This window comes from Chryseobacterium sp. MEBOG06 (assembly GCF_021869765.1).
In the GTDB taxonomy this organism is placed as follows: Bacteria; Bacteroidota; Bacteroidia; order Flavobacteriales; family Weeksellaceae; genus Chryseobacterium.
The window spans coordinates 1,818,764-1,834,231 of record NZ_CP084580.1 but is presented as its reverse complement, the minus strand read 5'-3'; the positions used below and the strand labels follow the sequence as shown (position 1 = coordinate 1,834,231).

General features: G+C 34.9%; 16 protein-coding genes and 1 tRNA gene. 6 read left to right on the top strand and 11 right to left on the bottom strand.

Annotation, left to right across the window (positions count from 1 at the left end; genetic code table 11):
• The 3 genes from LF887_RS08460 to LF887_RS08450 all read right to left on the bottom strand — a co-directional run bounded on the left by LF887_RS08460 (position 1) and on the right by LF887_RS08450 (position 3,693).
• Complete coding sequence (locus LF887_RS08460; protein WP_236858677.1) at positions 1-843, bottom strand: hypothetical protein; 843 nt, start codon at positions 841-843, stop codon at positions 1-3.
• Between the two features lie 1,036 nt (positions 844-1,879).
• Positions 1,880-3,001, bottom strand: a complete 1,122-nt coding sequence (locus LF887_RS08455) for a hypothetical protein (protein WP_236858675.1) — start codon at positions 2,999-3,001, stop codon at positions 1,880-1,882.
• 607 nt (positions 3,002-3,608) lie between these two features.
• Positions 3,609-3,693, bottom strand: a tRNA-Ser gene (locus LF887_RS08450).
• Between the two features lie 472 nt (positions 3,694-4,165).
• On the opposite strand from LF887_RS08450, the gene LF887_RS08445 reads away from it, so the two are divergent.
• Positions 4,166-5,020: a hypothetical protein gene (locus tag LF887_RS08445; RefSeq protein WP_236858673.1), complete on the top strand. Its 855-nt coding sequence runs from the start codon at positions 4,166-4,168 to the stop codon at positions 5,018-5,020.
• A 138-nt stretch (positions 5,021-5,158) separates the two neighbouring features.
• Here the strand turns inward: LF887_RS08445 and LF887_RS08440 are convergent, their stop codons facing one another.
• The 3 genes from LF887_RS08440 to holA form a co-directional block, all read right to left on the bottom strand.
• Complete coding sequence (locus LF887_RS08440) at positions 5,159-5,536, bottom strand: VOC family protein (RefSeq protein WP_236858670.1); 378 nt, start codon at positions 5,534-5,536, stop codon at positions 5,159-5,161.
• A gap of 300 nt (positions 5,537-5,836) precedes the next feature.
• A complete protein-coding gene (gene trxB, locus LF887_RS08435; protein ID WP_236858668.1) occupies positions 5,837-6,778 on the bottom strand; it encodes a thioredoxin-disulfide reductase in 942 nt (313 codons plus the stop codon).
• Positions 6,779-7,040: 262 nt separating this feature from the next.
• Entirely contained in the window at positions 7,041-8,078 is a 1,038-nt protein-coding gene (holA, locus tag LF887_RS08430) for a DNA polymerase III subunit delta (RefSeq protein WP_236858666.1), read from the bottom strand.
• A gap of 7 nt (positions 8,079-8,085) precedes the next feature.
• Here holA and LF887_RS08425 point away from each other — a divergent pair, with 7 nt between their 5' ends.
• From LF887_RS08425 to LF887_RS08410, 4 genes are all read left to right on the top strand, one after another.
• Positions 8,086-8,517: a type I restriction enzyme HsdR N-terminal domain-containing protein gene (locus tag LF887_RS08425; RefSeq protein ID WP_236858656.1), complete on the top strand. Its 432-nt coding sequence runs from the start codon at positions 8,086-8,088 to the stop codon at positions 8,515-8,517.
• Between the two features lie 99 nt (positions 8,518-8,616).
• Positions 8,617-9,054, top strand: coding sequence for a hypothetical protein (locus LF887_RS08420; protein WP_236858654.1), 438 nt, complete (start codon positions 8,617-8,619; stop codon positions 9,052-9,054).
• A gap of 231 nt (positions 9,055-9,285) precedes the next feature.
• Positions 9,286-9,900, top strand: a complete 615-nt coding sequence (locus tag LF887_RS08415) for an HAD family hydrolase (RefSeq protein WP_236858652.1) — start codon at positions 9,286-9,288, stop codon at positions 9,898-9,900.
• An 89-nt stretch (positions 9,901-9,989) separates the two neighbouring features.
• On the top strand, positions 9,990-10,733 hold the full coding sequence (locus LF887_RS08410; protein ID WP_236858650.1) for a dienelactone hydrolase family protein: 744 nt from the start codon (positions 9,990-9,992) through the stop codon (positions 10,731-10,733).
• 68 nt (positions 10,734-10,801) lie between these two features.
• Here LF887_RS08410 and LF887_RS08405 read toward each other — a convergent pair whose 3' ends face one another.
• From LF887_RS08405 to LF887_RS08390, 4 genes are all read right to left on the bottom strand, one after another.
• A complete protein-coding gene (locus tag LF887_RS08405; RefSeq protein WP_236858648.1) occupies positions 10,802-11,182 on the bottom strand; it encodes a PEGA domain-containing protein in 381 nt (126 codons plus the stop codon).
• A 317-nt stretch (positions 11,183-11,499) separates the two neighbouring features.
• Positions 11,500-11,871, bottom strand: coding sequence for a cupin domain-containing protein (locus tag LF887_RS08400; protein ID WP_236858646.1), 372 nt, complete (start codon positions 11,869-11,871; stop codon positions 11,500-11,502).
• Positions 11,868-12,395 (bottom strand): GNAT family N-acetyltransferase, encoded by a 528-nt coding sequence (locus tag LF887_RS08395; RefSeq protein WP_236858644.1) that lies wholly within the window; start codon positions 12,393-12,395, stop codon positions 11,868-11,870. Before LF887_RS08395 ends, LF887_RS08400 begins: the two co-directional genes overlap by 4 nt.
• A gap of 2 nt (positions 12,396-12,397) precedes the next feature.
• The gene (locus LF887_RS08390; protein WP_236858643.1) at positions 12,398-13,000 is read right to left on the bottom strand and encodes a DUF2911 domain-containing protein; all 603 of its coding nucleotides are present in this window, start codon (positions 12,998-13,000) and stop codon (positions 12,398-12,400) included.
• Positions 13,001-13,286: 286 nt separating this feature from the next.
• Between LF887_RS08390 and LF887_RS08385 the strand changes: the two genes are divergently transcribed.
• Positions 13,287-14,147, top strand: a complete 861-nt coding sequence (locus LF887_RS08385) for a hypothetical protein (protein ID WP_236858641.1) — start codon at positions 13,287-13,289, stop codon at positions 14,145-14,147.
• 289 nt (positions 14,148-14,436) lie between these two features.
• Here LF887_RS08385 and arsB read toward each other — a convergent pair whose 3' ends face one another.
• Entirely contained in the window at positions 14,437-15,468 is a 1,032-nt protein-coding gene (gene arsB, locus LF887_RS08380) for an ACR3 family arsenite efflux transporter (protein ID WP_236858639.1), read from the bottom strand.

Here is a 15,468-nt window from a genome sequence, read left to right as displayed (position 1 = left end):
TTATGGTTTAACTTTTAAAATGAGAATATTAATTGGATTAATGAGGTCGCCAAACATCTTAATCTCTATGGTTTGATTGGTTGCGTAATCGTCAACATTTATTTTTTTACCCGTAACGCTATCACGCGCCTGGATGATCACATTCTCTGTCTCCAGTGGATTAGCGAATACCGCACTTTCCTTGATCTGTACCACTGCGCTTGTAGGGGTCTGGGAGATCATTAAAACCTTATCATAGATCTGCTTATTAAACTCCTGCTGATTTTTCGGACTGCTTAACCAATTGTAGTCGAGCAACAGCTTTACTTTATCTTCCCTTGATTCTCCGAATGGAATAGCCTTTAAAGCTTCAATATCATCACGATTTTTTTTAATGAAATCCACTATTTCCTGAAGCTCATCTAAAGACAGATCATTAGATAATAGGATATTCTTAATATTTACGATCTCCAGTGCTAAGTTTTTATCAGCATCTTTCAACGCATCAACAAAGCCATTAACCTGTATTTTGGTGTACGCATTACCCAGCTGATCAGAACTGTCAATCGTAGCAACATTGCTGAGTCCGAGTTTACTTTTCCAGTTATTAATATGAGTTGAAGTCAGATTACTGGCATTCAGCAAAGCCAGATATTGCGAATGTGCTTCTGGATCCGTTACATGCTTTTTAAATGCTTCTGCGCTTGCAAATGATTGAAAAATATCTTCAAACCCCTCGATACCTTCCATAGGGATCGGGTAATCTTTGTGATAAAAAGATGAAAATGTTTCTTTAAACTGTGTTTCTGTGGGAAAATCTCCAGTTTCAAACCAACTGAAAATTGTATCTAATGGTGTACTCATTTGTTTTTTGAAAATTAGTTATGATAAAATTGATTAATTGGGAAAGGCCTATATTGTCCGGAGGCTGATTGCCTTAAATAGAATTCTATATTTTTTTGAGCAATTTTTGATTTAACCTCTCTTTTATCATACTATCAGTAGTGAATTATTTGAACGGTTATCACTTAAGAAAACCATATATTTTGTCAATATTTTATCATTTTATTTCATATCAACAACATCACTCTCATTTTTTCTATACTACTTTCTGCTTATTCGTTTAGTATGATATTTTTTTGAATTCAATGACTATTCAAATTCTTTAGAGCTCAAATTTCATATTTCTCCAGCTCTTATAAAAGTTTTTTGACCTCTCTATTCTGTAGCTGCAGTCCCATTTATTTTTCTGGAATCGGATGATACTGCTTTGCAATTTCAATGTTCAAAATTCCTTTTTTTTAAATTCCTGTGAAAGTTTTTTGACCTCTCCATTCTGTAGTTGCAGTAGATCTGTACCATATATATTGAAATTACAGATACCTATCAAACTATTTTCATCTGGTATTAAAAAAGGCTCAGATTATAAATTCCAAGCCTTAGTTTTTTCCTGCATCCCGCGAAATAATTATTTTTTTTCGCAGAGCAGAATATTAAACAAATCAGCCTCAAAAGTTTTGGGCTAAACAAAAAAAAATTAATCCGGATAGAAAGTATTACTCACTTTACTCTTAAAAAAAATCAATTTTAATCCTTTTAACTGACGTAAAGAGTATTCTCCTTAGGAAAGGGGAAGATTGGAAAGGCAACCGTAAGCGGGTTTACAGAATAACTTTGTTGAATTCTGTTTGGTCATGATTTGAAAGATAAAGCGTATGTTATTCAACTAGTTTTTTTAAAAATAGTTGTTACGTTTTCCCCTAACTTCCCGGCACCTGGAATGGTTGAGAAGTTTGGAATTTCTTATTTTCTGTTAAAGGCAAAATTTCTTGCGAAATGCAAATATGAAGTATTAACAAAATTCACAATCTCGCTAAGCACCTGTTAGACATGGCTTTTGCTAAAAATTTTCTCTCTTTAACTCCATTTGAATCGTGTCCTTGTATAAAACCATGTTCCATTGCATTGATTTATTTCTAAAATTATTAATTTGAACAGGAATTGTATCAGGTTTACTCGGAATTTTTTCATAAGATATAACCTTAAAATTCTGCCCTTTATCATCATGATGATATTTCATAAATAATGCAGTACTATCCACATACATATATGGATTCGGGCAGTAATACATTTTTCCTCTTTCTTCAATATAGATTGTTTTCCAAGCCATAGGATCTTGCTGCCATTCATTCTCTTTAACCAATTTTCCATTACGTGTCATCGATGTGACTTTCCATTTTCCAAAATATTTTTTTGAAAGATGGACGTCATAATTATAGTAAATAACAAACAACAAGGGAATTAGAATACATAATACACGAGCTATTGAGCGTAAAAAATGATTCCCAATGGACGGAAGTCTGTTTTTATGCTGATTAAAGAAGTTTATTATATTTACTCTTTGCTGTAAAAATAAATTGATCAAGCCTAATGTTATGAGAATAGATGTAAATAATGTAATTGGTCCAATATTATAAAAAATATTGATCAAAACAATGTTCAGCATTACAGGCAAAAGTATGGTAATGCCTAGTAAAAGGGTACGTTTAAATAACAAAAGAATACTACCAATTATTTGAAAAAATGCCAAAATTACAGCAAGTCCGTAAGAAAATCCATAATATTTCCAAGTTAATTCCTGACCTGTCAACGCGCCTGATAAAGAATCATTTATATGATATGAATAATTAAAATTAACTTCAAATATTTTTTGAAATCCAAAGTCTAATAATAGAAATGCAATCCAATAGCGTAATAATATTGAAAGCCCGGAAATATATTTTATAGAATTAAAAGTCCTGTTATTTTCTTTTTTGTGCCAATAAAAAGAAAAACAAATTGAGAATAATATAGCTAATCCTAATGTGAAAAGTCCTGCGGGGAGTATAAACTTTGACAATTTATACGGTAAAAGAGGTGAAATTATAAAAAGAGCCGTATTTATGGCACCAACAATTGCTAAGAATGATAATGAAAATTTAGGAAACCATTTTGTATTATTGATTACTTCTGTTGAATTCATAGTTTTTTTAAAATTAATTTTTTGATTTCTACTTGCACAAAAGGATGCCTGAAATTATTATTCACGAAACAAAAAACGTAAGAAATTTGTAAAAAAACGCCTATATCCGTATTTCGTTAAATTTGTCTCTAAGATAACTATTTATTACACAATAGAGATAGTTAATAAAAAAACTTCAATAGATAGCGAAATAATTTAGGATATAGAACAAATGATAGCGAACCAATTCTCGAAACTTTATCCAGCAGATTAGATACACAGCGGTATTCGAATAATACCAGCAAATCATCCTGCGGGTATTCACAAATTTCTTAGAACATATGAAAAAGTATAATGATCTCAATAAAATGGATCAGTCTCAAAAGTTGGGGGGAATGTTTAGTGATTGTATCTTTGTCTTATGCTAAGCGATTACAACCTTCTTAAATTCTTACTTCCAGAATTTCTAGGACAGATCTATTTTTTTTATTCAGATCAACCAAACTTTTTGCGTAGCCCCCAACTTTTGAGACTGATCCAGCTTTTGCACCTGATCCCATTTAACTCCAGTACGTGACATCTGAAAATAAAAAAAGCCTTGAATCAAATGATTCAAGGCTTTTTTCTGCGGAGAGAGAGGGATTCGAACCCCCGGACCTGTTACAGTCAATAGTTTTCAAGACTATCGCAATCGACCACTCTGCCATCTCTCCTTAAACTCCGGTAGTACCGTTGTTTTCAGTGGTGCAAATATAGAACGATTTTTAATTTCTTCAAAACTTTTCTAAAACAAATTTTAACAATACTTAATAATAGCCTATAAATCAATGTAATTATTTTTACTTAAAATCTTTTCAATGCCCTACTTCAGGACAAAACATCGGTAGATAGCTGATGAATTCTCGAAAATCTCTGTGTAACTCTACAACATTTTTATTCAGATACGAAACGGCTTCCAATAAAAAAATGATCATATTTCTAAAATACATAAAACCCGCTATTGAAAATCTCAGTAAGAAAGGGAAATGGCTTCAGTTTTTTCATTCAAGAGATCAATAACTTCTTCTCTCGCGCCGGAATCCGATTACCTATGAATTTTCTCTCCATTCCTACAAAGGAATATCATATCTTTGCAATGTTCATTCATGAACAATACAGAACTAAAAACTATAACTATATTTTCAGATGTTTACTCAATCTTTTATTAAAAAAGTAGTGGTTACGGCCTCCGTATTTCTCTATTCTGCAGGCATTTTTGCACAAAAGACACCCTTAATGATAATCCCTTCCGGCCACCTGATTGTAGAAGCTGAAGTAGAAGGTAAAAAAGGAAACTTTATCTTTGACACCGGAGGCGGAATCAACCTGTTCCTGAGAAACTTCACCAAAAATCTGGAGCCAAAGGAATCTTATAATTTTCTGACTGCTTTTCGTGCGACCGGAGAAAAAATAATCGTTCCGATATTTAAATCAAAAGAAATTCTTTTTAATGGTAAAAAATTTAAAGATATATGGTATGCCACCCATGATATGGAGATTAAAGGAATTGACGGTTTAATTTCTCTGCCTATGCTTTATGACACGGAATTTATCATAGATTTCACAAAAAAGGAACTTGTGTTTCCCACCGAAAAACTGAGCAGTAAGAAGGTAATGGACATTCAGCTCTCTACCAATGCAGACCAATCTCTGGATATTACTACCTATGTGCTTCTAAACAATAAATATAAGATAAATGTTCTTTTAGATTCCGGAGCCGGTAATGATTCATTCTGGCTGGGTGAAAGCCTTATGAAAACACTGGGTATCAAAAAGGAGGATCTTCAGCTTGTAGAAAAGAAAAGCGAATTTAATCCTGACGTTATCAATAAGTTTTACAAAGGAAATATTGCATCTGTTTCTAACTCTTATGCAACAGTTGAAAAGCCCAACGTCTTCTTTGTAGAAGGATTGATCTATGAAGGCAAAACAAGCATCAACTGGTTGGGCAAAAAGCTTGGGTTCAATCTTAAAGAAAAGAAAATCTACATTCTGGATTAAAAACAACACCAAATATACTAAAAATGGCTTCTGATGGAAGCCATTTTTTGTTTTTTACAGATCATATTTATACTTATTAAAACCCTTCTCACCATTTAAATGGGAGGCTGGAGGGATTTCAGATAAGTCAGCGGAAGCCTACTCTGCTGCCGGCTCGAACAATTCAATTTTATTTCCTTCGGGATCCATAATATGTACAAACTTACCATATTCATAGCTTGCCACCTCATCCAGTATAGTAACCCCTTCCTTTTTTAACTCTTCTACCAGAGCCTCGATATTATCCACATGATAATTGATCATAAATTCCTTTGAGGAAGGCTCAAAATATTGGGTAGATTCTTTAAAAGGGCTCCAAAGCGTATAGCCTTTTTTATCGGAATCCACTTCTTTCCAGTCGAATTTGGCACCATATGGACTTGTTTCCACTCCAAGATGTGTTTTATACCATTCATTTACTTGTTCGGGTTCTTTACATTTAAAGAAGATTCCTCCTATAGCCGTTACTCTTTTCATTTTTTATTCGTTTTTGTTAAGTTTATAGTTTCTTGCCTGCAAATTAAGATCGTTTTGCAATTTCACAAATATATTAATGTTTCGGCTACCTATTTCACGATTTGAATTGATTTTTTGATGAATATTATCAGAACAGGTAAAAACACTCATACTATTAAAAAGCAAACTGTCTGATCTGCAAGATAATTATAACTATCAATTACTGAGAATCATTGATTTTCATGTTCTCAAAAGGTATAGAGCAGAAATAAAAAAGCGTACCCACTTGGGTACGCTTTGTATGTTATAAGCTCAATTATACTAGTGTAACTCAGCTAAATATTTCTCAGCATCCATTGCAGCCATACATCCGCTTCCTGCAGCAGTAATAGCCTGTCTGTAGATATGATCCTGAACATCACCTGCCGCAAATACTCCCGGAAGATTCGTTCTTGTAGATCCTTTTTCAGTCAGGATATATCCGTTTTCATCAAGATCTACCTGGCCCACGAAGATATCTGTATTCGGTTTGTGACCAATTGCGATGAAGATTCCTTCTACTTCTACTTTAGAAGTTTCCTGAGTCTGGTTATTGATAATCACAGCTCTTTCTACCAAACTGTTTTCACCTTCAATAGCTATTAGCTCATGGTTGAATTTCACTTCAATATTCGGTGTGTTTTCTACCCTGTGGATCATCGCTTTTGATGCTCTGAAAACATCCTTTCTTACCAACATTGTTACCTTTCTGCATAGTTTTGAAAGATAAGTAGCTTCTTCAGCCGCTGTATCTCCTGCTCCTACTACTACTACATCTTTTCCTCTGTAGAAGAATCCGTCACAAGTAGCGCAAGCGGAAACTCCTCCTCCTGAATATTTTTTCTCATCCTCTAGACCTAAATACTTTGCAGTAGCTCCTGTAGAAATAATAACTGATTTGGCAAGGATCTCTTTATTTCCTGCATATAACTTGTGAACACCGCCCACTTCTTTAGAGAATTCAGCTTTAGTGATCATTTCATAATGCACTTTAGTCTCAAATCTTTCTGCCTGTTTTTGCAGATCCATCATCATTTCAGGACCTGTAATTCCTGCTGGATATCCTGGAAAGTTATCAACTTCTGTAGTGGTTGTTAATTGTCCGCCCGGCTCCAAACCTGTATACAATTCAGGTTTTAAGTCTGCTCTTGCTGCATAGATAGCAGCGGTAAAGCCAGAAGGCCCAGATCCAACGATCACACAATCTAAAATGTTTTGCTCCATAATTTACTTGTTCGAAAAGATTTAATTAAATTAAGACTGCTAATTTCGGAATTTTTACCGTCTCTTTAAAGTTATTTTAATGATACTTGTCAATAAGAGATATGCGAATACTCAATTGAGCCCGGAATGGAAAAGTGAAAGTTATGAGTTGAAAATTAAATTGTGTATTTCCTGTCATATATCCATGAATTCTTCACGTTCCGACTTCAGTTGCCAACTCCTCATTATTCATTTCTGATTTTCATCTTTCCATTTCAACTCCCTACACCTTCATCTTAATCTTATCTACGTTAATGATCTTATACACCAGTTCTTTGATCAGCTCTGCCTCTCCCATATTCACTGCTCCAAGTCCTTTTCCTTTCATATCAAATTCTCTTAAGATAGAAATAACTCTTGTGGCGTGTTTTAAGGGATAAAGTCTTGCGCTTTCCGCATAATCTTTGATAAAATAAGGATTTACCCCCATTTGGGAGGCAATAGTCTGCGGAGGCTGTCCTGCCATCGTCTGATAGATAATGACATTGGAAAAGTAATTGTAAAGGCTTGCCAGCATCATTACAAACGGATTATTCTTTGGATTCTTACCCATAAAGTGGGCGATCTTAAAGGCTGTATTGGCATTTTTTGTTCCTAATGCTTTCTGCAGCTCAAAAATATTGTATTCTTTACTGATACCTATATGATTCTCAATGATAGTTCCGTCGAGGATATCACCTTCTTTAAGGATAATTTTCAGTTTATTCAGCTCATTCGCAATTCTGGACAGATCGTTTCCAAGATATTCTGCCAGAAGGTGTGAAATATTGGGTGCTGTTTTTATTTTCAGGGCTATACATTCATCGGCAATCCATTTTGGAAGGTTATTTTCCTTTACCGATTCGCTAAGGAAAAGAGCCTTTGTTTTTTCTAAAGCTTTGGCCGCCTTTTTTCTGCTGTCCAGTTTCTTATGCTTGTGGGCAAAAACCAATACTGTGGAAGGCACAGGATTTTCTACATAGGATTCAAGAATTCTGTTTTCCTCTTCATTGAATCTTAAGTCCTGGGCTTCTTTGACGATAATAACCTGCTTATCCCCCATCATCGGGAACTGTCTGGCCAAAGAAAGAACTTCCTGATAAGAAGTATCTTTGCCATAGGTAACCGTTTGGTTAAAAGCCTTTTCATCTTCCTCCAAAAAGTTATGCTCAAGGGCTTTTACGGCAACATCAATAAAGTAGGCTTCTTCTCCATGGAAAAAATAAATAGGTAAAACTTCTTTATTTTTAATATTTTTGAGGATTAAATCTAATTCTTTCATCTTATTAATGGAACTTCCAAAACTGAATTTTCAGGAAACTTTTGATTTTAAATTCAAGAAAGACAAAGATAAGTTTTTTATTTATGATTTGGTTCGTAAAACTTATCTTCTGCTCACTCCTGAGGAATGGGTCAGACAGCACTGGGTACACTATTATCTTACTGTAAAATCCTATTCTGCATCGGCACTTATCACCGAAAAAAAGATTGTGCTGAATGGCCTTACCAAACGTATAGATCTTCTGGTTACTGAGAAAACAGAGCCCGTAATTCTAATTGAATGTAAGGCCCCGCAAATCAAATTAACAGAAAAAACATTTGAACAGACCGCCAGATATAACTCCATTATCGGGGCCAGAGAAATCATCCTTACCAACGGATTGCAGCACATTAATGCCTATTATGAAAATGGGCAGTATCAGTTTTACAAGCCTCAATAAAAAAGCAAAGCTGAGCTAAATCATAAATGTATCTTAAAACAAACTGAAACGGTATGCTTTTGGGTATTCTATACTTAGTTTTAAAATACAATTTTAATTATGAAAAAGTTATTAATTGTGGCAGCCCTTGGTGTATTCACATTAGGCTTTTCACAGAGTTATTACAATGATTACAGAGGAAGTGTTTCCTCTATTAATTGGGGACAGGTTGCTATTTTTCTTGGATTAAACAACAATCAGATAAATCAGCTAACATTATTGAATAATCGTTACCCGGATTACAACTCCTGGAATCGTGTTTATGGTAAAGCACCCAACAGATGGTATACAGACCGCTACTATGCTATGGAAAGAATAATGACTCCCGCACAGTACAAAAAATTTTCTTCACGCTATTATCAGGGACAGAATCCAAGGTTGAAATATGACAATGATTACAGAAATCATCATGACAGACCACAAATGCCTCATGATAGAAGGTTTAATAATCACCGTGATGACAATCACAACGATCACCATGACGGGCATCATGGATAGAACAATATAATGAGCCGGAAGATTTCTTCCGGTTTTTTTTATTCAAAAATTTTACTTTAAACAAAACTTCAACTTTGTAGCTTATGCTAAAACTTCGAAAGAAACAATTTCATTCATATCATCTTTAATACTGGTCAATTATAAAAAATTAATCTGGTTTAAATTTTATGTTAATACACAAAGCACAAGGATCGGGTAAAAATTACCTAATTTTAAAACATAATTTAAAATATGAACATTAAGAACATTATATTCGATTTCGGAGGCGTACTGATGGATTGGAATCCGAGATATTTTTTTAAAGACTATTTCAATGATGATGAAAAAATGGAATACTTTCTTGAACATATTGCCCAGTCTGAATGGAATGAAGAACAGGACAGAGGAAGAAGTCTTTCTGAAGGAACGGAAATTCAGGTAAAGAAGTTCCCGGAATGGGAAAAGGAAATCAAAGCTTATTACGATAACTGGACCGTGATGCTGAAAAGTGATATTCCTCAAAACGTAGAAGTATTAAGAAAACTAAAAAACACGAAATATCATCTGTTCGGACTGACCAACTGGTCTGAAGAAACATTTCCTTACGCTTTGGAAAACTATGATTTCTTCCAGATTTTTGATGATAAAATTGTAGTTTCCGGAACTGAGAAACTAATCAAACCTGATCCGAGAATATGGCATATTTTACTGGAAAGATACAATATAAAGGCTGAGGAGTCTGTTTTCATTGATGACAATCCCAAGAATATTGAAATGGCAAAAACTTTAGGATTTATCACCATTCATATTACTCCTGAAACTAATTTGGAGGAGGAATTAACTCATTTAGGAATACAATTCGGGTGATTAGAATTTACAGCGGTCTTTCACTATAATTATGAGTTATTTTGATTAATTTAGTTGAAGATTACTTAATAAACTTTACAAAGCAAAATATGATACGTTCAATCTTATTAACCACAATGATTATGGCTTCAGGAAGTCTTTTCAGTCAAAAACTTAAAACTGTTTCCTATCAGGACGGCTCCCAAAAGCTGAACGGCCTGGTGACTTCTAATGCAGGGAAAAAACTTCCGGGTGTTCTGATACTTCCGGCCTGGAAAGGAATTGATGAGGAAGCAAAAACAGCAGCTCTTGAACTTGAAAAACAAGGATATATCGCTTTTATCGCTGACATTTATGGTGAAGGCAAGCTTCCGGCTGATAATGAGTCGGCTGCAAAAAGCTCAGGCTACTACAAGCAAAATTTTCAGGAATACCAAAAAAGGATTTCTTTGGCGCTGGAACAGCTTAAAAAAAACGGAGCGATCTCTGACAAAACTGCGGTCATTGGATACTGCTTTGGAGGTACCGGAGCTTTAGAATCGGCAAGAGGCCACCTACCTGTAGCGGGCGTTGTTTCTATCCACGGAAGTCTCGCGAGGGATCAGAACAGAAAGAATGAAGCATTAACGGCAAAAATTCTTGTAGAAAATCCTGCTGATGATAAAAGTGTCACTCCACAGGATTATGAAAACCTCATCAAAGAAATGAATGAAGGTAATGCAGACTGGCAGATTATCACCTATGCCCACTCTAAGCATACTTTTACCGATCCGAAATCACCGGATTATAATGAGGTAATGGCTAAAAGAGCATGGAATCACACGCTGATGTTTCTGAAAGAAATTTTAAAATAACAACTCATAAAAAAAGGCAAACCCGCTGATCGCGAATTTGCCTTTTTTGTATTTTTATGATGGGTCTGTTACGGTTTAGCTTCAAGCTCAACATCGTATTTCTTTGGTGAATACTTCGTCAGAGAACCTGTAGCAGCATCAATTCCAACCCCAATAGCCCCGCCAAAAAGGATATTTAACAAGGTCACTGCATTAAAGGTTTTAGTAAGTTTGAATTCCTTGCTTACAAACCCTTCTTTTTCTAATGTAACGGTCTGTTTGCTCAACGATCTTGGAATTTCGGCAATACAAGGCGTAACACATTTTTCAATTCCTTTATGCAATACTTTAGCTCCTTCAGGGCTTGAGTTGAAAGATATTTTGTCTTTAGAACCTGTAAAGATGGTTGCACAAGAAGTAGCAGAAAGCGCAATGCCTAGTAATAGCACAGTCGATAATTTGTTTTTCATAGTATTTTAAAAAGTATTCTTAATAAATTTAAGCGCGCGAACATACAAAATAATTTCGGGCTGTAGAAATTTGTGGATTATAATCTGTGAATTATCTATAGGAATGTTTAAACTTAGTCACAAAAGGTTTTCTTTTTTAAACACTTTTTTACACTTTAGAAAGTTTAAGGAAATACAAAAATTTTTGTACCACCTTTGTGGTTTAATAAAAAATGCTTTGAGCAAAGGTCTCAAAGCATTTTGTCCGGCAAATATCTGTTGTATACTTTACAAAAAATTATTAAAAAAGCAAATCCGAAAATTTACCTTTTACCTTCTTAATCTACACCTTCCACTTCCCTGTTCACCAGTTCCATAGAAAAGGCAGGCAGACAGATAGCAAGGTATTCGCAGGGTTCAGAAAACGGATTACTGTAACGGATCCGGGCTCCTTTTTCAATAAGAATACTCTGTCCTTTTTCCAATATTACGTTTTCACCATCAATTTCAAATTGTTTTTTTCCTGAAATGATATAAGTAAATTCATCAAATTCAGGAGTCTGGTGAGGCTCGCTCCAATCCGGAGGTGCTACCATATGAGCAATTGAAACATTAGAATTCCCTGTAGAATTCCCCCAATGTTCTTCGATAAGTTTTCCGTCTGTAGTGGGTACTACAAAGGGAGACTGTTGAATTTTATATTTTTTCATACCCAATCTTCTTTTGTGATTTCATAAACAAAATTGGTTCTTGTAGGCTCTGCAAAATAAGCCACTTCTTCTTCAGCTATTTTTTTACCGCCCAATCTTTCTAATGCTGTCTGGGAACGGAAATTTTCTTTTCCGATATGAAAGTGAACCTTATCTACAAACTGGAAAATATAATCCAGCATCAGTTTTTTAATCTGCGGGTTGATTCCCTTTCCCCATGACTTTGTTCCATAGAAAGTATAACCTATAAAAATATGATTATCCTCTTTATCAAAGTCATAATAGCGGCTGCTTCCCAATATATCTCCTGTAGCTTTCTCAATAATTTTAAAAGCACCGCCACTCTCTATCGCTCCTCTGAAAAAATTCTCAAAAACTTCTCTCTGATAACGATCTTTATTGGGATGCTGTTCCCATACTTTAGGATCGGAAGCTACTTCATATAAAGATTCAAAATCCCCTTGCTGTAAGGGGATTAATTGATATTCTTCATTCTCTAAAACAGGTTGAACAGAAAAATTCATTGTTAGCCTTTTTTGTTAGAGTCTGATTCTATTTTCTTGATTTCTTTCAACTTATCAGAAATCTTAATTACAGTATCTAATTTTGATGGCTTCAACGGAATTTCTGCCTGTGCCATATCCCATTTGATCACTAAGTTACCTGAGTTTTCATCTGTAGGATTAAGGGTAATCTCGAACCATTCCTGCTTATCCGTTAATGGGTTAACAGGTACAGTAACATCTACCACATCCTGTTTAGGATCATAAGTATAAGCTCCCCACTGCTGGAAATCTTTATTTAAAATTATTTTCCATTCTTTTTCAGTTGGAACAATGAACAAACCATAAGTTCCTGGTGCCACTGTTTTTCCACCAAAGCTAACCGCCTGTCCGAATGTAATTTTTGTAGATGAGTTCGCTCCGGCTCTCCAAACCTGACCGTAAGGAACAAGTTCTCCGAAAATCTTACGCCCTTTTACTCCTGGTCTACCATAGTCGATGGAAATCTTAGACATAGAAAACTGCTGTTCTACCTTCTGACGCGGACTTACTGCGGGTACAGAATAGTCCTGTGCAAAACTGAATGTTGAAACTGAAATGCAAACTGCTGCTATTAACTTTTTCACGTGTAAATTTTTGCTTAAAATTACAAAAATCAAAACAAAATAGCTTTCCCAAATTTTAATAATTTTTGCTTTCTCGATATTTTTCTATTAACATATTTTTCCGGGCAAATCCTTTTAAATACATTACTAACCATTGAATATGTCACTTCTTTTAATCGCTTTTCTCCGCTACCACACGAAAGGATTCATGCCATAGCACTGGAATTTACTTAGCCATTTTACTTTATTATTTGTTTTTCCCGGGATAATGGGTAATTTTAAGCTGTTAAAACACTAATCACCAACAATGCTAAAAAAAACAGGTCTATTTCTATTCCTTTCTGCAGGACTTTTCAGCTTACAAGCGCAGCAAAAGATTCCGTTCAGAATCACTAAAAACAATAATATCATTGTAAAATCCCTGGTGAATAAAAAAGATTCTCTGGATCTTATGTTTCAGATTGCCATGAGGGACTGCTCCATTTCTCCTGAACGCCAGCGGAAAGCTGATCACATTATTTTCAATAAAGAAGAAATAAGTGATGATAATACTCTGAATATTGGAAAACTGTCCTGGAAAAACATTCGCTTTTTTAATCACCAGCTCACCGGCCATGAAGCTGACGGAAAAGTAGGTACCGGCATTTTTGAAGGAAAAACCTTTATGATAGATTATGACAACAACCAGTTTGTCATTTACGATCAGAAGCAAAAGCCCGACCTGAACGGGTTTCAGCCTGTAAAAATTATTTTAAATAATGAAGGTCTTTATATATCGGCAGATAATGTAGTGGATGGTAAACGTCAGCAGGAGGGTTATTTTGTTCTTCAATCCGGCTATTCCGGGGGGATCTTATACAGTAATGATTTTGCGGAGAAATATGAGCTTAGCAAAAAGCTGAAAGTCACCGGAGAGAAGACCTTAAAAAACTCAGAAGGGCAAAGCCTTATTACCAAACAGGCAGTTCTTCCTTTTTTTAAACTCGAAAAATTTGTATTTAAGGATGTTTCAGTTGGTTTTTTCTCTGGAGAACTGAAAACACAAAACGTAAGCTATTTTGGAGCAGATATGCTTCGTAGATTTATATGGATTTTTGATGCAGACAGAGAAATAGCATACATTAAACCCAGTAAATATTATTCGGAACCCTATTATAAAATAAATTAAAGCATAAAAGCTGTTTACACTATTTTTACATCATAAATTTCAATGTACAAAGCAACCAAAAAGATGCAACATATTAAACACTTTAGTTCATGAAAGAAACAGATTCTGTGCATGTAAGAACACTCAAATTTTTAAAAATCTTTGATTTCCATCTAAAGTGAACTTATTTACGCAGTAAGATATTAACCATTCTATAATGAACTAAAGTATTTTAAGACTTCTAATTATATGAATTTCAATGTGAGTAAAGAGCTGGAAATCGATAAAAGTTTAAACAGGTTCAATATAATTAATGATAGTATCTCTTCTTGAGCCATACACTGGCCTTTACCAATAAAATTAAAACAGGAACTTCAATCAAAGGACCAATCACCCCTACGAATGCCTGTGGAGAGTGCAGTCCGAAAACTGCAATAGAAACTGCAATAGCCAGCTCAAAATTATTTCCTGCAGCTGTGAATGCTATAGAAACATTTTTATCATAAGAGACTTTTAAAGCCTTATTGATCAGGAAACTTATAAAAAACATCAGCATAAAATAAATGGTCAGAGGAATGGCAACCTTCAGCACATCCATAGGCAGTTCCAGAATCTTATCTCCTTTCAGGCTGAACATCAAAACGATGGTAAAAAGCAATGCATACAATGTTATGGGTGAAACCGCCGGAATAAATATCCTGTTGTACCAGTCTTTTCCTTTGAATTTGATTAAGAAATATCTACTTAAGAAACCAGCCAAAAAAGGCACTCCCAGATAAATCAGTACGCTCTCTGTAACCTCTTTCATAGATATTTTTATATTGAAACTTGCGAATCCCAACTTTTCAGGCAGTACATTGATAAAGAGCCACACAAAAAAGCTGTAGCTTATTATCTGGAAAATAGAGTTCAGTGCAATCAGCAGAGCTGCATATTCTCTGTTTCCTTTAGCCAAATCATTCCAGACAATTACCATGGCAATACATCTTGCCAGGCCTATTAAAATCAAACCTATCATATAATCCGGTTCATTTCTCAGAAATAATACTGCGAGAGCAAACATTAAACATGGGCCTACGATCCAGTTTAGGAACAGGGAAATACTGATTACTTTTTTATCTTTAAAAGCCATAGGCAGCAATGAATAGTCCACTTTTGCCAACGGAGGATACATCATTAAAATCAATCCTGCTGCCAACGGAATATTGGTGGTTCCGGTGCTCAAAGTATTGGCAGCATCAGAGATACCCGGAAATATTGCTCCCAGGCCAATTCCGGTGAGCATAGCAAGAAAAATCCAGAGTGTTAAATAGCGGTCGAGAAGTTTTAATTTGGGATTCAT